This is a genomic window from Methylobacterium sp. WL8 (assembly GCF_008040045.1).
In the GTDB taxonomy this organism is placed as follows: Bacteria; Pseudomonadota; Alphaproteobacteria; order Rhizobiales; family Beijerinckiaceae; genus Methylobacterium; species Methylobacterium cerastii.
In genome coordinates this window covers 13,758-32,289 of sequence record NZ_VRVF01000059.1, presented here as the reverse complement: position 1 = coordinate 32,289, position 18,532 = coordinate 13,758, and the positions used below count along the sequence as shown (strand labels likewise).

The following is an 18,532-nucleotide window of genomic DNA, read 5'->3' as shown; positions in this document are numbered from 1 at the left end:
GCGCAGGGCCGCCCGGGTGCCGCGCGGCAGGCGCAGCGCGCCGGCGCCCGTCCCGAACCCGATCAGCGCCAGCCCGAGGCCGAAGGCGGCGAGCGCGGCGGCGGCCGCGACCCACGGCGCAGCGGCGAGCGGAGGCGCGAGGTCGCCCTCCCGGTCGGGCAGGCCGCCGCCGATCTGGCGGGCGGGAATCTCGGCCTCGCGCATCGTGCGCGAGACCGTGTCGAACCATGGGATCACGATCGCGTCGAGCGGGATGATCTCGGGCACGCCGGCCTTCACGTCCCACTGGTAGGTGGCGCGCGCCACCGGCCCGGCGGGGGTGATCAGGGTCTCGCGGGTGACCGGGCCGGCGAAGGTGAGGATGCCGCGGGTGCGCATCACTGGGCGCGGCGGCAGCCCTTCCGCGACCATCCCCTGCGCCTCCACCGTCACGATGCGCCGTGTGGTGTCGCCGAGCTTCACCGTCTCCGGGTCGGGCGACCAGGAATCGGTGATCGTCACGTCCTTCGCCGGCAGCCACCACGGCTCCTTGGCGTCCGGCCCGCCGCCCTCCTTGGTCCAGGTCGCGACCGGCAGGGCGATCGGGCCGGAGCGCACGTCGACGACGCGGCGGTCGCCGTTGTCGTTGATCGTCAGGCGGTGGTCGAACGGCTCGATGGTGAAGTCGCCGGCATGGTGCGGGAACACCGCGATCACCCGGTCGAAGGCGATGGCGCTCTGGCCGTCCTTCAGCTTGGTCTTGCTCCAGCGGTCGCGGCCGAGCTGGCTCCAGCTGAAGTTGGCCAGCGTCGGCTGGATCACCTCCTCAAGCAGGATCTGCTGCTTGTAGACCCCGTGGATCTTGAGCAGCACCATCTCGCGCACGAAGGGCGCGGCGTTGCCGTTCAGCTCAGGGGTCACCGTGAGGGTGAGGTCGCCGGGCTCGACCTCGGCGCGGGCGGGCTGGGTGACGAACAGGAGCGCGAGCAGCGCACCGATCCACCCGCGGGCGTGATGACGGAACGCCGCCGGAGCGGGCGCGGGCCCCCTCTCCCGGGCGGGAGAGGGTCGGGGTGAGGGACGAGAACGTGCCGGAGAGGTCACGCCCCTCATCCCACCCTTCTTCCCATGGGAGAAGGAGCCGCGCGGCGTCTCCTGAGCATCCCTCGGGATCGGGCTCGTCGCGTCCAAAGCCGTCACCATGGGTTGCTCCCGGCGGGCATGCTCGTGCCGGCTTCGATGCGGCGGGTCTGCTCGGCCTTGATGCGGAGCTTGAGGTAGCGGCCGGGGTCGTCCGGCAGGGTCTGGAGCCAGAGGCGGTCGGGGCGGATCTCGTGGGCCTCGAAGCTCTTGGTGACGCGGCGCACCTCCTTCTCGGGGGCCTCGGCCACCATCGCCGAGCCGCCGCCGGTGCGGCCGCGCCCGGCGGCGTCGCCGGCCGAGCCGCGGGCCTCGCCGCGGCCGGATTCGACGGTCTGCTGCTCGGCCTGGCCCCGGCGCGCGACCTTGCTGTTGCCGGGAATCGAGGCGGACGAGCTCGCCTCCTTGTTGCCGGCTAGGCCCTCGCCGCTCGAATTGGCCTGTATGGTGTCGTCCTTCTCCTGGTTGGCGGTGTTGTTGTAGCGGGCGCCGTACTGCGCCGAGCCGTTGGCGGTGCCGCCGCCCTTGCGGTCGATCGCCTCGGCGACGAGCTTGGCGAGCAGCGAGCGGTTGGCCTGCGCGTCGGCGTCGCGCGGGTTGAACTGCAGCGCCGCGTCGTAGGCCTCGATCGCGCCGGCATAGTCGCCCATCCGGGCGAGCGCGTTGCCGAGGTTGTACGAATTGCGCCGGCCGCCGTTGCGGAACAAGACCGCGGCCTCGTCGTAGCGCCCGGCCTCGTAGAGCGCCGGCCCGCGCCAGGCCGGGTCGTCGAGGATCGCGAGCGCCACTGAGGGCAGTCCGACCCCCATCAGCAGGCGGCCGAGGCCGGTGCGCGGCTGCGAGACCAGCAGCAGCGCCAGGATGCCGGCGCCGGCCGCCGCGATCCCGACGATCCGCGCCCAGCGCCGCCAGCCGCGCGAGAGGGCGGTTGAAAGGGTGGGAGAGACAGGCAGGCGGCCGAGCGCGCGGGCTGCCATCACGCACTCCTCCGGAACAGGATCAGCGCCGGCACCAGCGCCAGCAGCAGCAGCCAGCGGCCGAGGTCGGCGAAGGCGAGCACCGCGTAGCCGCCCGCGGCCAGGTGCTGGGCCGTGCCGGCGCCGACCGCGTCGAGCACGGGGGCCGGCGCAGACAGGTCGGCCGCGACCCCGCCGCCGGCCGAGACCAGCCGGTCGAGGGCCGCCCGGTCGGTCTTCGGCGCGCCGGGCGGCAATGTCTTGTGCGCCGGCACGAACAGCCCCTGGACGCGCCAGCCCTTGGCCCGCATCGCCTCCGCCTCGCGCAACGCCGCGTCGCCGATGCCGTCGCCGTCGGTGATCAGCACCACGTCGGCGGCCAGCGCCCCCGCCTCCTCCAGGGTACGCCGCGCCAGGGCCAGCCCACGCTCCGGGTGGCTGCCGCGGTCGGGCACCGTGTCGGCGTCCAGCGCGAACAGGGTGGTGCCGAAGCTGTCGCGGTCGGTGGTCGGCCCGGTCGCGACGTAGGCGTCGCCGGCATAGATCACCAGCGCCACCGCCCGGGTGCCGGCGGCCTCGGCCACGCCTTGCGCGGTCTGGCGCAGGTCCTTGAGCCCGCCGCCCTCGGCGACCGAGCGCGACAGGTCGGCGACGATCACCGTCGCGTCGAGGTTGCGGAAGGTCGTCGCGTCCTTGCGCTCGACGGCGGGTCCCGTGAGCGCCAGCGCGACGACCCCCGCGGCGGTGGCGGCCGCGAGGTTCGCCTGCCGCCGGCCGCCGAGCACGGCGCCGCGCCGGACCATCAGCGCCATCAGCGCCGGGTCGACCGCCCGCGCCCAATCGCCGAGCGGCGCCGCGCGAGCGGCGGCCCGGAAGGCCAGCACGGCGATCACGGGAATCGCCAGCAGCCACCAGGGCCGTAGGAGCGCGTAGGCGTCGAAGAGGGTCATCGCCGAACGCTCCCTCGGTGGAGAGGGCCCCCCTCTCCCCGCAGGCGGGGAGAGGCCCGCAGGCACCTCGTCGTGCCTGCGGGAAGCGCAGGCGAAGCCGAAGCGGCGGTGAGGGGGCGTTTCCGAAGGCGGGCGTCCGGAAGCACCCCCTCACCTTCGGCTGCCGCCTCGCCGCGCCGACGACGAGGTCGGCACGGCCCTCTCCCCGCAAGCGGGGAGAGGGGATGCGCGGTATTGGTCGCGCCGAAGTCTCGCGCCCGCTCGAAAAGACTAGAACGAAGACGCTTCATCCCCGCCTCCGGGAGGCCAGCAGCAGCCCGGCGCAGGCGAAGGCCAGCGCCGCGGGCCAGGGCCAGAGGTCGCGGCGCAGAGGCACCGGGGGGGCCTTGGCACGGCCCCCCTCCAGGGTGTCGATGGCGTCGGCGACCGCGACGAGGTCGTCGGTGGTCTTCACCCGGAAGGCCTTGCCGCCGGTGATCTCGGCCATCTCGCGGAGCGTCTCGGTGTCGACCACGTCCTGCTCGCCGTCGGCGTCGGCCATGTCGCGGGGACCGAGCGCGATCGTGTAGACCTTGATCCCGAGTTCCTTCGCCAGCGCCGCCACGTCCTTCGGCGTGGTCTGGCCGGCGTTGTTGGCGCCGTCGGAGAGCAGGATCACCGCCTTCGAGGACGCGACCGGTTGCCCCTCGCCGCCGGAATCCTTGGGGTCGAGCCGGCGCAGCGCTAGCCCGAGGCCGTCGCCGATGCCGGTGGAACGGCCGACGAGGCCGATGGTCGCCTCCTCCAGGGCCCGCGCCACGCTTGCGGTGTCGAAGGTGAGCCCGGCGGCCACGAAGGCCTGGTCGGCGAAGATCACCAGGCCGATGCGGTCGCCGGCGCGGCGTCGGATGAAGTCGGCGCCGACGCGCTTGACCGCGACGAGTCGGTTCACGGTCTCGCCGTCGAGGGAGAAGTCGCGCCGCTCCATCGAGCCGGACAAGTCCATGGCGAGCATGATCTCGCGGCCCGAGGCCGGCAGCGCCGTCGCCGGCAGGACGAGGCGCGGACCGGCGAGCGCCACGACGAGCGCCGCCCACAGGGTCCAGATCGCCCAGGTCCGGCGCCGGCCACGGGCGGCGACGTCGGCGCCGGCCTCCGCCTGCGCCACCAGCGAGGCCGGGACGCGCAACGCGCCGCTGCCGCCCGCGGCTTCCGCCGGGACGAAGCGCTGAACCAGCAGCGGCAGCGGCAGGAGCAGCAGCGCCAGCGGCGCGGCCCAATCGAACGCGGAGGCGAGCGCCGTGACCCAGGCCGGGAGCAGGCTCATCCGCGGATCCGCCCGATCAGGCGCCCGAGCTCGGCGTCGAGGGCGGCCGGGTCCGGCCGGTCGCCGCGGCGGTAGAGCCCCTCGACGAGGGTGCGCCCGGCGCCCGCCGTGAAAAAGGTGGTGGAAAACAGCCCGTCGAGCCTCTGCGCCCACGCCGTCCCTTGCGCCGCGGCGGCCGCCTCGCCGTGCAGGGTGCGGGCGAGGCGGCGCAGCAGCCGGGCCTGTGCCACGAGGCGCGCGTCCGGATCGAGGCTTCGTGCGGCTGACAAGTCGCGCAACGCCGCCCGGCGCAGAGTGGCGCGGGCGCGGACACGAAGATAGCGCACCAGCCCGACGAGCAGCGCGGCGGCGAATCCCGCGAGGCTCGCGACGACGACCTCGCCGGAGATCGCCCCCGCCGCCTGGTTCGGCAGGTGAAGCCCACGCAGGGCGTCGAGGGTGGGCAGTGCGTCGGCGGGGGTCATGGTTTTCCGCACACGGGCGTGCGCATCCACTCCCCCCTCTGCGGGGGTGGGAGGGAAATGCCAGCGGCTTCACAAAACCGCATCGAGCCGTTCCATCAGCGGGGCGTAGGCCTCCGGGCCGGCCTCGACGTCGAGGCGCAGGCCTTCGATGCCGCGGCGGGCGTAGTCGGCCAAGCGCTCGTCGGCGGGGACCCGCCCGGGGGCCGGCTCGCGCGTGGGCTGGCGGGCGGCCTGCACCGTGCCGCGGCGGCCGTCGGGCAGGGCGAAGGGATAGAAGCCCGGCGGGCGGGTCCGCTCGAAGGCGTCGCTCACCAGGATCAGGCGGATCGAGAGGCGTTCGGCGAGCAGCGTCAGCAGGCGGTCGAAGTCGTCGCCGGGGCTGTCGAGCGCCGAGGCGATGACGAGGTGGCCGCCCGACGGCAGCAGGCTGCGGGCGAGCGTCAGCAGCGCGTCGAGGGGCGGGTCGTCGGCCGCTGGCAGCGCGAGCGCGCGGGCGTGGGCCGACGCGAGGGCGCCGGTGATCGCCGTCATCGCGCGCTCGCCGCCGGCCGGGCGCAACGCGGTCGGCGCGTCGCCGCTCGCGACCACGAGGCCGACGCGGCCGCCGTCGCCGACCACGCGCCAGCCGAGCAGCGCCAGCGCTTCGGCCGCCGCGACCGAGCGCAGCGCCCGGCGGGTGCCGAACAGCATCGAGGGCCGGAAGTCGGCGAGCAGCACCACGGCGCGGTCGCGCTCGTCGTGGTGGGTGCGCACGTGCAGGATGCCGGTGCGCGCGGTGGCGTTTCGGTCGATGTGGCGCCGGTCGTCGCCCTCCGACCACAGCCGCACGTCGTCGGGCTCCGACCCGCGCCCGCGCCGCCGGGTGACGATGCCGCCGGGCAGCCCCGCCAGCGTCCGCGTCGCCGGCGTGACACCGCGGCGGGCGAGGTGGCGCAGGCCCATCAGGGCCTCGCCGGAGAGGTGGAAGGCCGGGTTCGCCTCGGGGGCGGCTGAGGCGGTCATGCGGGTGCCCGCACCCTCAGAGCGCCCGCACCCGCTGCACCAGCCCGGCGACGATGCCGCGGGTGGTGAGGCCTTCGGCGGCGGCGCGCCAGGTCAGGCCGATGCGGTGGGAGAGCGCGTCGGCGGCGAGATCCGCCACGTCCTCGGGGATGACGTGGTCGCGGCCGTGGAGGTAGGCCCGCGCCTTGCCGGCCACCATCAGCGCCAGGGTGCCGCGGGGCGAGGCCGGATGCTCGATCGCGGCGCGAAGCTCGGGCGCGGCGGAATCGGTGCGCGTCGCGGCGACGATGCGCACGAGGTAGTCCTTCAGGGCCGGCGAGACGTAGGTCTTCAGCGCGGCCTCGCGCGCGGCCAGCACCTCGGTGACCGAGAGCTTCACCGGCATCGCCTCGCCGTGGTGGTTGAGCTCGCCCTCGACGAGGTCGAGGATCTTCCGCTCGGAGGCCTCGTCCGGCATGCCGACGACGACGTGGAGCAGGAAGCGGTCGAGCTGCGCCTCGGGCAGCGGGAAGGTGCCCGCATGCTCGATCGGGTTCTGGGTCGCCACCACCATGAACGGGTCGGCGAGGGGATGGGTCGTGCCCGAGACGGTGATCTGGCCCTCCGCCATCGCCTCGAGCAGGGCCGACTGCACCTTCGGCGGCGCGCGGTTCACCTCGTCCACGAGGATCAGCGAGTGGAACAGGGGGCCGGGCAGGAACTCGAAGGTGCCGGCGTCCTGCCGCCACACCGTGGTGCCGGTCAGATCCGCCGGCATCAGGTCGGGCGTGCACTGGATGCGGGCGAAGGAGCCGTCGAGCCCGTCGGCGAGCCGCTTGACGGCACGGGTCTTGGCGAGCCCCGGCGCGCCCTCGATCAGCAGGTGGCCGCCGGTGAGCAGCCCGATCATCAGGCGCTCGACCAAGCCCTCGCAGCCGATGAGCCCGTGCTCCAAACCGGCGCGAAGTTCGAGGATGCGGGCCCGCAACGGATCGGAGACGGCGCCGGGGCGCTCAGCGAGAGCGGCACCGCTCATGCCACCGCTCATGCGCGGAAAAGCCCGGCCGACTGTAGGTGAGCCTTCATCCTGCAAGTCTCCTCGTCGAACGCCGCGGACGTGGCCGCGGCACCTGGATTCTTGAGCGATCCATGAGCAAGGCCGGTGTGCCCGCTGCCCGGGGCACCCGTCAATCCCGCCGCGACCTGCGGTGGTAGCGGAGATCGTCACGGAAGCGTCATGCGCGTCCGTCTAGGAGACCGGATGGTCCTTCTGCCCACGCCCCTCCCCGAACCGGTCAACTCGGCGATCAGCCTGGTCGTCGCCTTCGTGCTCGGCACCCTGATCGGCGCCGAGCGTCAGTACCGCCAGCGCACCGCCGGCCTGCGCACGGCGGTGCTGGTGGCGGTGGGGGCCGCCGCCTTCGTCGACCTCGGCATGCGGCTGACGGGGGCCGAGGGCGCCACCCGCACCGTCGCCTACGTGATCTCCGGCATCGGCTTCCTCGGCGCCGGCGTGATCATGAAGGAGGGCATGAACGTCCGCGGCCTCAACACGGCAGCGACCCTGTGGTGCTCGGCCGCAGTCGGCGCCTTCGCCGGGGCCGACCTGCCGCTGGAGGCGCTGTTCGTCGCCGTCGCCGTCCTGGCCTGCAACACCCTGCTGCGCCCGCTCGTCAACGCGATCAACCGCTTCCCGATCGACGAGAGTGCCACGGAGGCGACCTACGAGGTCCAGGTCACCACCGCCCCCGGTGCGGCCGGCCCGGCGCAGGACATGCTGGTCGAGCGGCTCGAGGCGGCGGGCTACCCGGTCGGCGGCGTCGCGGTGGAGGAGCGCGGCGACGCGGCGGTGGACGTGGTCGCGACCCTCATCGCCAGCGCGGTGGCGGCCAAGGACCTCGACGCGGTGGTGGCGGCGCTGGCGACCCAACCCGGCATCCGCCACGCCACCTGGGCGGTGCAGACGGGGGATTGAGCGGGCGCCTATGGGGCGGGCGGCGTGCCCGGGCGCAGATACGCGAACATGTGGGCGACGTAATCGGCCTTGCCGAGCTCGACGCCGCTTGCGCGCAGGATCGCGTAGGCCGCCATCACGTGAAAATAGAACTGCGGCAGCGCCCAGTCGCGCACGTACTGCTCGGCCGTGAGGTCGAACACCAAGCCCTGCGGCAGCGTGTGGGCGATCGGCGTCGCCGGGTCGATGGTCGGCATGGCAACGGCGGCGCCCCGCACGGCCTCCACCGTTTCGGCGATCCTCTCCCGCGCCTCCGCGATCGAGCCGGGACGGTCGCCCGCGTTCCGACCCTCGTCGATCAGGACTTCGACCGCCGGCGGAAGCGGCTCGCCGCGCAATCGGGCGACGCCTTCATGAGCCTGCACGCAGGCGAAACGGACCTGCGTCGACAGCGGGAACATGTCGTTTGCCAAGCGCTCTGCAGGCAGCGTCTCGGCGCCCTCCGGCTGCTGCGTCTCGGCTTTGCCGAGCCAGGCCGACAGCGCCTCCAGCATCTGAAGGTAGGTCGGGACGAGGACATCTTGCAGGGTCATGGCTCTCTCCGGCATCGAGCGGCCCGCTCACGCGATTCGAGCCGGTGCCCTCACATACGAACCAGGAGATCTGCAGCAAATTGCTCGCCGCTTGGAGTCCCTCGCGATGCGGGCTCGACCTGGAACCGCGCCCCGGAATCGGTGCGCCGGCACACGCTGCCGCTGCACCGGGGTCTGTCGCCCGGCCGCAACGACGCCAATTCTCTCGGCACAGGTCGTACCTCGGACCCGGTCCCCACGGAGACATCCCATGGCAGCAGCCAACCATCCGTCGGCCAAGAACGCGCTCATCGTCGGGGCCTCGCGCGGCCTCGGTCTCGGGCTCGTCGAGACCTTCCTGGCGCGCGGCTGGCGCGTCACCGCGACCCAGCGCAACGCATCGCCGGGGCTCGCCGCCCTGAAATCCGAGGCGTTGACGATCGAGACCGCCGACATCGACGACGACGCGGCGGTCTCAGGCCTGCACGATCGGCTCGCATCGCAGACCTTCGATCTGGTGTTCGTGGTCGCCGGCGTCGCGACGCAAGCGCACGATCCGCTGCACGCGGTGCCGCGGCAGGTCGCGGCGCAGGTCTACCTCACCAACGCGATCAGCCCAGTGCGCTTCGCGGAGACCTTCCGCGACCGCCTCGCACCCGGCGGCAGCCTGGTGTTCATGAGTTCGATCCTCGGCAGCGTCGGGCTCAACACCTCGGGCGGCTGGGAGAACTACCGCGCCAGCAAGGCGGCGCTGAACACCTTGGTGCGTAGCTTCGCGATCCGCCACCAGGCGGAGGCCTTGAGCGTGGTTCTGATGCACCCGGGCTGGGTGCGGACCGAGATGGGGGGCGCCGAGGCGGACATCGACGTGGCGACCAGCGTCGGCGGCATGGCCGACGTGATCGAGGCCCGGCTCGGCCAGCCCGGCACAATGTACCTCGACTACCGCGGCGAGACCCTCGCCTGGTAGCACCGAACCTGGACGCGATCCGCGGGCGACCTCAGCGCCGCGGGTCGAGGGGGCGGCCGCGGCGCTCGACGATCACCGGCGGCCGGGTGCGGCGCTCGACGATGACGGTACGGGGCGCGCGGCTCGGGCCGGCCTGGGCGATGATGCGCTCCGGCATCCGCTCCGGCTTGGCCTTCACCGCCGCCACGACGTGCGGGCGGACCTCGTCCGCGGGCAGGCCGATCAGCCCGGCGGCGATCTCGATCTGCTGCTCCAGGTCGTCGGACAGGTCCTGCGCGGCGATCACCGCCTCGACGATGGTCGGCGGCTCGCGGCGGACCCGGATCGGCGGCAGGTCGGCAAAGCTCTTCTTCGACTTCTTCACGGCTGGGCTCGCGCTCGTCATCCTCGGACCCTACCCGATTCGAGGCCATTGTGCACTGCATCAAAACGCGGCCGGCGCGGTCGGCCCCCGCATGGACCGAGGGTGCCGAATGGACAGGCAGGCCGCTCATCTGTCTTCGACGGCGTCAGCGCATTCATGATGCAATTGCCACCTCGCGCGTCACGGTACTGCGTCGAAATGGCGCAGCATGGGCGATCGGCGCAGGCGTGGTTCGGTCACGGCGGAAGCCGATCATGCAAGCTCGAACCGCCTGAAAACCCGAGCCGTCATGTCGCGTAGCGAAACCCTGACCCACGACCCGCGGACAACGCCGGCTCGGCCGGATCTCGCCGACATCCGCCTACGCGGCACAGTTGAGGCGGCACGCTTCGTCGCCGGCGAGCCACGGCAGGTCGTGATCCCGGCGGCCCCCTTGCGCCGGACGCCGCGTGCGGAAGCCGGCCTCGAGACGGAGGCGGTGATGGGCGACGCGGTGACCTTGTACGAGGTTCGCGACGGGTTCGCCTGGGTCCAGCTCGTGCGCGACGGCTATGTCGGCTACCTGCCCGCGGCGAGCCTCGGCCCGGCCGACCCGGCCCCGACCCACCGGGTGACGGCGCTGCGCAGCTTCCTCTACCCCGCCCCCGACATGAAGCGCCCGGCGCTCGGCCATCTGAGCCTCGGCGCGCGGATCGCGGTCGCGGGGACGGAGGGCGACTTCGTGCGGGTCGGCGACGCCTTCGTGTTTTCGGCCCATTGCGCGCCGCTCGACCGGACGACGCCGGACTATGCCGGCACCGCCGAACGGCTCGTCGGCACCCCATACCTCTGGGGCGGGCGCACCAGCCTCGGCCTTGACTGCTCGGGCCTGGTCCAGCTCTGCCTGGATCTTGCCGGCCTCCCCTGCCCGCGCGATGCCGACCAGCAGGCCCGCGCCGTCGGCCGGCCCCTGCCGCTCGCCTTCGAGGGCTTACGCCGCGGCGACTTCGTCGACTGGCGCGGCCATACCGGCCTGATGCTCGACGCCGACACGCTGCTCCACGCCAACGGCCACCACATGGCGGTGGCGATCGAGCCCCTGCGCCAGGCGGCCGCGCGGATCGAGGCCAACAGCTATGGCGCGGTGACGGGGATGCGCCGGATCGAGGCCTGAGGGCACGCGGAGCCGCGTCCCCCTCCCCCTTCTGCGAGGAGGGAAGAAAACCAGCGCCCCGTGTCCCCTACCCCTTCAGCCGCATCTTGATCCGGTAGGTCAGCCCGTCGCGGACGTCGCGATAGGCGTCCATGCGTTGGTCGCGCGAGGCGTCCTGGAGGATGGTCGGGTCGGCCGTCTGCCAGTACTCGACGTCGGCGGCGAGCGTATGGGTGAGGGCCAGCGCCTTGTGGTGGGCCTCGGGGGCGAGCGTCACGATCAGGTCGAAGTTCAGCCCCTCCCACTCGTCGAGCTCCTCGACGGTGCGCGGCCGGTGCTTCTTGGCGTCGATGCCGATCTCGTCCAGCGCCGCGACCATGAACGGGTCGACCGGCTCGCCCGAGCGCACGCCGGCCGATTGCACGTAGACCGACTTGCCGAAGTAGTGGCGCGCGATCACCTCCGCCGCGGGGGAGCGCACGGCGTTGAAGTTGCACATGAACAGCACCGATTGCACCCGGCGCTTGCGCGGCACGACGAGGTCGCCGGGCTGAGGCGGGACGAGGACGTCCATCGCGCGTGGGCTTTCAGCGTCGGTGCGGACCCGGCATCGCTTCCGATCGCGTCGCGATCGGAAGCGATGCCGGGACTCCGCGATGCCGCGCGCTCTGACGCCGAACCGGTGCCCACTTCGGCGGAGCGCGCTCGGGGCGGCGCAACGCCACCTCAGCCCTTCCAGTGCAAGGCGAAGATCAGGGTGAACAGCCGCCGCGCGGTGTCGTGGTCGAGGTCGACCTTGCCGGAGAGCCGCTCCTTCAAGGTCTCCGAGGCCTCGTTGTGCAGGCCGCGCCGGCCCATGTCGATCGCCTCGATCTGCGTCGGCGAGGCGGTGCGGATGGCGTTGTAGTAGCTCTCGCAGATCATCTCGTAGTCGCGGATCACCCGGCGGAAAGGCGTCAGCGACAGCAGGTGGGTCATCACCGGCTCGCCCGACGGCGACTGGATCGCGAAGGAGAGCTTGTTCTCCACGAGCCCGAGGTGGAGCGCGTAGGGGCCGGTGCGACCGGGGATGGCGAAGTGGTTGTCCTCGATGATGTCGAAGATCGCGATGGCGCGCTCGTGCTCCTGGTCCGGGTTGCCGCGGCCGATCGAGTCCTCGTCGAGCGCCACCGAGACCAGGCGGTCCGTGCCCTTGCCGGCCGGCTTCTCAGCCTGCGTCTCAGTCCCCTTGGCCTCCGACATCGTGCGCATGCCCCTACAGGTTCAGCCGGATCGCGACGGAGCGGGCATGCCCCTCGAGGCCCTCCGACCGGCCCAGCGTTATCGCCGCGGGGCCGAGCGCCCGCAAGCTCTCCGGCGTGCAGGCGAGGATCGTGGTGCGCTTCATGAAGTCGAGGACGCCGAGGCCCGAGGAGAACCGCGCAGAGCGCGCCGTCGGCAGCACGTGGTTGGGGCCGCCGACGTAGTCGCCGATGGCCTCGGGCGTGTGGGAGCCGAGGAAGATCGCCCCGGCGTTGCGGATCTTCTTGGACAGCGCCTCGGCGTCCTGCGTCTCGATCTCCAGGTGCTCGGGCGCGAGGCGATCGACCAGGGGCACCGCCTCGTCGAAGTGCCTCACCCGGACGATCGCGCCGTAGTCGCGCCAGCTCGCCCGCGCGATCTCCTGGCGCGGCAGGGTGGTCAGCGCCCGCTCGACGGCGGCCTCCACGGCCTCGGCGAGTTCCGCGCTGTCGGTGATCAGGATCGACTGGGCCGCCACATCGTGCTCGGCCTGGGCCAGAAGGTCGGCGGCGATCCAATCGGGGTTGGCGTGGCCGTCTGCCAGGATCAGCACCTCGGAGGGGCCGGCGATCATGTCGATGCCGACCTGCCCGAACACCCGGCGCTTGGCCGCCGCGACGTAGGCGTTGCCGGGGCCGACGACCTTGGCGACCGGGGCGATCGTCTCGGTGCCGTAAGCCAGCGCAGCCACCGCCTGCGCCCCGCCGACGCGGTAGACCTCGTGCACGCCCGACAGGTGCGCGGCGGCGAGCACCAACGGGTTCGACTGCCCGTCGGGCATCGGCACGACCATGACGATCCGCGGCACGCCGGCGACGCGCGCTGGGATCGCGTTCATCAGCACCGAGGACGGGTAGCTCGCCGTGCCGCCGGGCACGTAGAGCCCCACCGATTCCAGCGCGGTCCAGCGCCAGCCCGAGGTGACGCCAAGGGCGTCGGTCTCCATCCGGTCGCCGGGGACTTGGCCCGCATGGAACGCCTCGATCCGGGCAGCGGCGAAGCGCAAAGCCTCCAGCGCCTCGGGTGGGCAGGCCTGGAGCGCCGCGGCGATCTCATCCTCGGTGACCCGCAAGGCGGACGCGGTGAAGCCCTCGCCGAGCCGGTCGAATTGACGGGTGTAGTCGACGAGCGCGGTGTCGCCGCCCTTCACCACGCCGGCGATGATGCCGCGCACGGTCTCGTCCACGTCCTCCGAGATCTCGCGCTTGACCGTGAGCAGCCGGGCGAAATCCTCCGCGAAGGTCGGGTCGCTGCTATCGAGGCGGATCATCGGCGCGTGCTTCTCTTGATGGTGTGGGGCGCGACGGCTCAAGCCGACGGGCCGGGCGCGGGCGCCGCGTGGCCCGGGCGGCTCTCGGCCTCCCAGACCGGGCCGAGGTCCTTCATCCGCACCTCGATGCACTCGACCTCGAGGCGGATCGCGGCCTGGCCCGAGAACAGCAGCGTGACCAGGCCCGAGGGCGCCTCGGTCTCCTCGAAGGTGATCGCGAGCAGGCTCAAGGGCGCGTCCCCCGGCGTCAGGCCGCGGGTGCGGACCCCGAGCACGCGCTCGAAATGCAGGCCGGCGAGCCGTCGCCGCGGCGTCTCCGGGCTCTGCCAATCGAACCGGCGCAGCGCGAGCACGAAGCGGTGCTCGGCGGCTAGGAACGTGAGGTCGGCGACGTTCAGCACCGCATCCTGCAGGTGCGCCGAGATCACGGTGAGGTCCTCGGCGTCGAGGGCGGCGAGCTTGAGAAGCTCCATGTCGGCGGGCCGCTCCGGAGAGGGTTTCACGGGAAACATTTTCGCCCGCGTCAGTAGCGAGGCCGGCCGCTTCCGGCAACCGCGGCCGGGTCGCACGGGCCGCGGCGGATGGTGTCCGGTGCCTCGCATCCACCATACCGGAGGATCGGGACGGCCGATGCGCAGTCTGGCGCGTTGAGCGTCGAGGCCGGGGCGCAGACAGCTGTTGCGCCGGCCTCAGCCGCCGTTCAGGCAGCCAATCGTAGACCCCACGTCGATCTCGGACCGGAGACGGACACATCCCATGACCATCAAGCGCTACACCCTCGCGGCCATCGCCGCCCTGACCCTCGGGACGACCCTCGGCGCGACCGGGGCCAGCGCCCAGTATTACGGCAACGAGTACGGCGGCCCGCGCCGGTTCGACCGCGGCTACGACGAAGACCGCCCGCGCCGTCGCGACTACGAGGAGGACCGCTACGAGCGCCGCCGCGACCGCGACGACTTCCGCGGCGGCGGCCGCGGCGGCAGCATCTGCGTCACCGCCCGCGGCAACTGCGTGACCCGCCCGGCACCGTTCAACTCGTCCTGCGGCTGCGAGGTCCCGGGCTTCGGCTTCAAGCGCGGCGCCATCGGCCGCTGATCGCCGCGATCCCGCCTTGCGGGGGCCGTCCAGCCATCGGGTCGGGCGGCCCTTCGTGTTTTAGGCCCTCGGCGCCGCGAACCGCGCGGGCTGGTGCGAGCGTCCTGGGCGAGCTGCTGTCCTCGGCGAGCTCGGAGAGCATGATCCCTCCCCGATCCCCGCCTTCGGTCGGGAGCGCGCCGGCCCCCAGGGCCGAGCCGCCGAACGACCCGCGCCGCTCAGGCGGCGCGGACGCCCGCCAGGAAGCTGCCGACCTCGGCGCGCAGTTCCTCCGATTGGCCGGCCAGCGCGTTCGAGGCGAGCAGCACCGCCGCGACCTCGCTGCCGGCTGCGTTCGCGGCGCTGGCGACCGCGGCGATGTCCGCCGTCATCGCGCTGGTCCCGGCCGAAGCCTCGCCCATGTTGCGCACGATCTCCTGGGTCGTGACGCCCTGCTCCTCCACCGCGGCGGCGATGCTGGTCGACACCCGGTTCATCGCCTCGATCCGCCCGGCGATCGCATGGATCGCCTCGGAGGCTTCGCCCGCGGCTGCCTGGATCGAGGCGATCTGCTGGCCGATCTCACCCGTTGCCCGCGCCGTCTGCGAAGCCAGGTCCTTCACCTCCGCCGCCACCACCGCGAAGCCGCGGCCCGCCTCCCCGGCGCGCGCCGCCTCGATCGTGGCGTTGAGCGCCAGCAGGTTGGTCTGGCCGGCGATGGTCGAGACCAGGCCGACGACGTCGCCGATCCGGGTCGCGGCCGCGGCCAGCGCGTCCATGGCGGCCTGCGTCCGCGTCGCCTCGCGCACCGCGCCGTCCGACATCTCCGCCGCCTGCTCGACCTGCCGCCCGATCTCCTGGACCGTGGCCCCGAGCTCCTCGGCCGCCGCGGCGACGGTGTTGACGTTCTGGGCGGTCTCGTTGGCGGTGGTCGCGACGCTGCTCGACCGTTGCGAGGTGCCCTCGACCGCGTCGCGCATGCCGCCCGAGGCGGCCTGCAGCCCGGCAACCGAGCCGGCGACCCGCGCGACGATGCCGCCGACCGAGCGCTCGAAGCGTTCGGCGAGGTCGCGCAGGAGGGCGCGGCGCGCCTGCTCCTCGCGCAAGCGGGTGGCCTCGGTCGTCTTCAACTGCGCCGCGGCCTCCTCGAGGGAGACGTCGCGGATGGTCACCACGGCCCGGGCGATGTCGCCGATCTCGTCGCGCCGGGTGCTGCCGGGCACCTGCTCCAGCGCCTGCCGGGCGGCCAGGGCCTTGAGCGCCGCGGTGAGCGCGCCGAGCGGCCGCACGATCGATCGGGCCAGCAGCAGGCCGAGGACGGCGGTGCCGGCGAGCACCCCGAGCCCGACCAGGGCAAGCGTGCGCGACAGGGTCGAGACGGCGCCGATCGCCTCGCCGAAGCTCTGCTCGGCGATCACCGTCCAGGGCGCCCCGAGCACCGAGACGACGGAGGACGCCGCCAGGCGCCGGCCTTGCGGGGCCTCGAAGTCGAACGGCCGCCCCTCCGTGAGGCGGCTCGGGGCGATCCCGAGCGCGCCCAGGGGGCTGCCGGCCTTCGCGTCCGGGTTGAGCGGCGGCTGGGTGCGCAGCAGGCCGTCGGCGCCGGCCGAGAGCATCTGCCCGGTCTCGCCGAGGCCGGTGCGCTTCGACAGGGTGCGGTCGAACAGGGCCGGCCCGACCCGCATCACGACGTAGCCGATGCGCTCGGCCGCCTGCGCCGTGCCCATGGCGACGTTGGCGCGCTTCGTCACCGCGCGGCCGATGAAGGCGGATGGCCCGGCGTCGACCGGATAGGCCGCGAAGTCCTCGAACAGGGCGGCTTCGGGATCGGCCGCCCTGAGACGCTCGAACAGCCGCGCGAGCCCCGTTCCCCGCAGCGCCGGATCGGAGACCGGACGGGCGAAGTCCTCGCCCTTGGTGGTGGTGTAGACGACGCGCCCGCCCTCATCGAGCACCAGCAGGTCGGCGTAGCCCGCCTGCGCCAGAAGCTTGCGGCCGACCTCCTGCACCTTCGCGTGCCGCCGCCCGTACATCGTGTTGGTCGCGGTGCCGTCGAGCGCGATGCGGGCCGCGGCCGTCTCGGGCGCCCGGAAGGCGGCGAGGAGGCCGGCATAGTCGGGCTTCGCGGGATCGAGCGTCTCGATCAGGTCGGCGACGTTCGACACCACCTGCGGGTGCGCCGCCACCGTGAGGAAGTCGGCCTGCATGCGGTCGGCGACCAGCTCGACCCCATCGCGCCGCGCGTCGGCGGCGAGTTGCAGCCGCTCGCGTGCCGCATCCACCAACCCGGCCCGGGCCGAGTACCAACTGTACCCGCCCATCGCCGTGGCGCTCAGGAGAGCGAGCCCGATGGTCATGGCGGGCAGGCGTGCCTCGAGGCGTGAGAATACCGACATCGATCCGTCTCGAAGATGCTCGAAGAGCTTGAGCCAGATCTTGTCGCAGGTATGCGTTAAAATTTCTTGCCGGAGACCGAAGCTTATCGTCCAAGCAATACGCCTGACGCACGATGATGATAAGAATAAAATCTGCCTTCTTTCTTGACGGCTCGTGAAACCGATTGACGTCGATCGATTCTCGTCTCGCAAATTCAGAAGCACGCCCAACCGGCACTGCCCGCGATCGGCCGGCCCCGCACCGCTCCGATTGCGGCCCGGCCGAAGCTCGGGCTTTCGGGCCTCAGGCCCGCACGCGCTCAATCCGCGCGCCGCAGCGGGCGAGCTTGGCCTCCAGGGCCTCGAAGCCACGGTCGAGGTGGTAGACCCGGTTGATCTGGGTCTCGCCCTCGGCCGCCAGCCCCGCGATCACCAGCGACACCGAGGCGCGCAGGTCCGTCGCCATCACGGGCGCGCCCTTGAGGCGCTCCACGCCCTCGACGATGGCCAGATCCCCCTCGAGGCGGATCTTCGCGCCGAGGCGGGCCAGCTCCTGCACGTGCATGAAGCGGTTTTCGAAGATGGTCTCGCGGATCTGCGACTGGCCGTTGGCCAGCGTCATCAGCGCCATGAACTGCGCCTGCAGGTCGGTGGGGAAGCCCGGGAACGGGTCGGTGGTCACGTCCACCGCCGCGATCCCGGCGCCGTTGCGCCGGACGCGAATACCGCCGGGAACCTGGGTGATCTCGGCGCCGGTGGTCGAGAGGATGTCGAGGGCCGAGTGCAGCAGGTCGGCGCGGGTGTTCTCCAGCACCACGTCGCCGCCGGTCATCGCCACCGCCATGGCGTAGGTGCCGGTCTCGATCCGGTCGGGCAGCACCTCGTGGCGGGCGCCGTTCATGCGGGCGACGCCCTCGATCACGATGCGGGGCGTGCCGGCGCCCTGGATGCGGGCGCCCATCTTGATCAGGCAGTCGGCCAGATCCACCACCTCCGGCTCGCGGGCGGCGTTGGAGATCACCGTGGTGCCGTAGGCGAGCGAGGCCGCCATCAGCGCCACGTGGGTGCCGCCGACGGTGACCTTCGGGAAGTCGATCTCGGCGCCGCGCAGGCCGTTTTTCGTACGCGCGACGACGTAGCCGGCATCGATCTCGATCTGCGCGCCGAGCTTTTCCAGCGCCATGATCAGGAGGTCCACGGGCCGGGTACCGATGGCGCAGCCGCCCGGCAGCGAGACCTTGGCCTCGCCGAAGCGGGCGAGCAGCGGCGCGACCACCCAGAAGCTCGCGCGCATGGTCGAGACCAGCTCGTAGGGCGCCGTTGTGTCGATGACGTTCGACGCCGTGAGCCGGATGGTCTGGCCGGTCTCGGTGGTCTGCCCCGGGCGCTTGCCGACCACCATGTGGTCGACGCCGTGGTTGCCGAGGATGCGGGTCAGCGCGGCGATGTCGGCGAGCCGCGGAACGTTGGCGAGTTCCAGGGTGTCGCCGGTGAGCAGGCTCGCGATCATCAGCGGCAGGGCGGCGTTCTTCGCCCCCGAGATCGGGATCGTGCCGTTGAGCGGCACGCCGCCGGTGATGTGGATGCGGTCCATGGTCTCGTGATCCTCACGCGCCGCGCCTCGTTCCGCGCGCCGCCGGCCTTGCCCCTCAGGGCGCTCGCCGCCCATGCTTGCGCGCAGCCTATAGGCGAGTTTTGTCCGAAAGGGGACCGATGCACGCGCTGGCCGGTCCGGGGTTGCATGCCGGGCGGCTCGCAGGACGT

19 protein-coding genes are annotated in these 18,532 nt (G+C 72.7%); 4 read left to right on the top strand and 15 right to left on the bottom strand.

What is annotated here, in order from left to right:
* The 7 genes from FV234_RS18955 to FV234_RS18925 form a co-directional block, all read right to left on the bottom strand.
* The coding region (locus tag FV234_RS18955; protein WP_246686233.1) for a hypothetical protein at positions 1-978 on the bottom strand (978 nt) is incomplete at its 3' end.
* 197 nt (positions 979-1,175) lie between these two features.
* A complete protein-coding gene (locus FV234_RS18950; RefSeq protein ID WP_147830982.1) occupies positions 1,176-2,096 on the bottom strand; it encodes a tetratricopeptide repeat protein in 921 nt (306 codons plus the stop codon).
* Positions 2,096-3,025 (bottom strand): VWA domain-containing protein, encoded by a 930-nt coding sequence (locus FV234_RS18945; RefSeq protein ID WP_147830980.1) that lies wholly within the window; start codon positions 3,023-3,025, stop codon positions 2,096-2,098. The genes FV234_RS18950 and FV234_RS18945 overlap by 1 nt, the downstream gene beginning before the upstream one ends.
* 286 nt (positions 3,026-3,311) lie before the next feature.
* Positions 3,312-4,331 (bottom strand): VWA domain-containing protein, encoded by a 1,020-nt coding sequence (locus tag FV234_RS18940; RefSeq protein ID WP_147830979.1) that lies wholly within the window; start codon positions 4,329-4,331, stop codon positions 3,312-3,314.
* Positions 4,328-4,795, bottom strand: a complete 468-nt coding sequence (locus tag FV234_RS18935) for a DUF4381 family protein (RefSeq protein WP_147830978.1) — start codon at positions 4,793-4,795, stop codon at positions 4,328-4,330. The genes FV234_RS18940 and FV234_RS18935 overlap by 4 nt, the downstream gene beginning before the upstream one ends.
* Positions 4,796-4,864: 69 nt before the next feature.
* Positions 4,865-5,797: a DUF58 domain-containing protein gene (locus FV234_RS18930; RefSeq protein WP_147830977.1), complete on the bottom strand. Its 933-nt coding sequence runs from the start codon at positions 5,795-5,797 to the stop codon at positions 4,865-4,867.
* A 16-nt stretch (positions 5,798-5,813) separates the two neighbouring features.
* Entirely contained in the window at positions 5,814-6,812 is a 999-nt protein-coding gene (locus FV234_RS18925; protein WP_147753217.1) for a MoxR family ATPase, read from the bottom strand.
* 225 nt (positions 6,813-7,037) lie between these two features.
* On the opposite strand from FV234_RS18925, the gene FV234_RS18920 reads away from it, so the two are divergent.
* Entirely contained in the window at positions 7,038-7,751 is a 714-nt protein-coding gene (locus tag FV234_RS18920) for an MgtC/SapB family protein (RefSeq protein ID WP_147830976.1), read from the top strand.
* An 8-nt stretch (positions 7,752-7,759) separates the two neighbouring features.
* On the opposite strand, the gene FV234_RS18915 is transcribed toward FV234_RS18920, so the two are convergent.
* Positions 7,760-8,323 carry a DUF1993 domain-containing protein gene (locus FV234_RS18915; protein WP_147830975.1) on the bottom strand — a complete coding sequence of 188 codons (564 nt, stop codon included), beginning with the start codon at positions 8,321-8,323 and terminating at the stop codon, positions 7,760-7,762.
* A 250-nt stretch (positions 8,324-8,573) separates the two neighbouring features.
* Between FV234_RS18915 and FV234_RS18910 the strand changes: the two genes are divergently transcribed.
* Complete coding sequence (locus tag FV234_RS18910; RefSeq protein ID WP_147830974.1) at positions 8,574-9,272, top strand: SDR family oxidoreductase; 699 nt, start codon at positions 8,574-8,576, stop codon at positions 9,270-9,272.
* Positions 9,273-9,303: 31 nt separating this feature from the next.
* Here FV234_RS18910 and FV234_RS18905 read toward each other — a convergent pair whose 3' ends face one another.
* Positions 9,304-9,636 carry a hypothetical protein gene (locus FV234_RS18905; protein WP_246686232.1) on the bottom strand — a complete coding sequence of 111 codons (333 nt, stop codon included), beginning with the start codon at positions 9,634-9,636 and terminating at the stop codon, positions 9,304-9,306.
* Positions 9,637-9,925: 289 nt separating this feature from the next.
* On the opposite strand from FV234_RS18905, the gene FV234_RS18900 reads away from it, so the two are divergent.
* Positions 9,926-10,789 carry an NlpC/P60 family protein gene (locus tag FV234_RS18900; protein ID WP_147830973.1) on the top strand — a complete coding sequence of 288 codons (864 nt, stop codon included), beginning with the start codon at positions 9,926-9,928 and terminating at the stop codon, positions 10,787-10,789.
* A gap of 67 nt (positions 10,790-10,856) precedes the next feature.
* On the opposite strand, the gene FV234_RS18895 is transcribed toward FV234_RS18900, so the two are convergent.
* The 4 genes from FV234_RS18895 to FV234_RS18880 form a co-directional block, all read right to left on the bottom strand.
* Positions 10,857-11,342, bottom strand: coding sequence for a low molecular weight phosphatase family protein (locus FV234_RS18895; RefSeq protein WP_147753211.1), 486 nt, complete (start codon positions 11,340-11,342; stop codon positions 10,857-10,859).
* A gap of 152 nt (positions 11,343-11,494) precedes the next feature.
* A complete protein-coding gene (locus FV234_RS18890; RefSeq protein WP_147761706.1) occupies positions 11,495-12,010 on the bottom strand; it encodes a UPF0262 family protein in 516 nt (171 codons plus the stop codon).
* 13 nt (positions 12,011-12,023) lie between these two features.
* Positions 12,024-13,319, bottom strand: coding sequence for a histidinol dehydrogenase (gene hisD, locus FV234_RS18885; RefSeq protein ID WP_147830972.1), 1,296 nt, complete (start codon positions 13,317-13,319; stop codon positions 12,024-12,026).
* Positions 13,320-13,357: 38 nt separating this feature from the next.
* Positions 13,358-13,792, bottom strand: coding sequence for a DUF2948 family protein (locus tag FV234_RS18880; protein ID WP_147830991.1), 435 nt, complete (start codon positions 13,790-13,792; stop codon positions 13,358-13,360).
* A gap of 283 nt (positions 13,793-14,075) precedes the next feature.
* Here FV234_RS18880 and FV234_RS18875 point away from each other — a divergent pair, with 283 nt between their 5' ends.
* Positions 14,076-14,414: a hypothetical protein gene (locus FV234_RS18875; RefSeq protein WP_147753209.1), complete on the top strand. Its 339-nt coding sequence runs from the start codon at positions 14,076-14,078 to the stop codon at positions 14,412-14,414.
* A 218-nt stretch (positions 14,415-14,632) separates the two neighbouring features.
* Here FV234_RS18875 and FV234_RS18870 read toward each other — a convergent pair whose 3' ends face one another.
* The gene (locus tag FV234_RS18870) at positions 14,633-16,789 is read right to left on the bottom strand and encodes a methyl-accepting chemotaxis protein (protein ID WP_147830971.1); all 2,157 of its coding nucleotides are present in this window, start codon (positions 16,787-16,789) and stop codon (positions 14,633-14,635) included.
* Between the two features lie 283 nt (positions 16,790-17,072).
* Entirely contained in the window at positions 17,073-18,362 is a 1,290-nt protein-coding gene (gene murA / locus FV234_RS18865; RefSeq protein ID WP_147830970.1) for a UDP-N-acetylglucosamine 1-carboxyvinyltransferase, read from the bottom strand.
* Positions 18,363-18,532 lie beyond the last annotated feature (170 nt).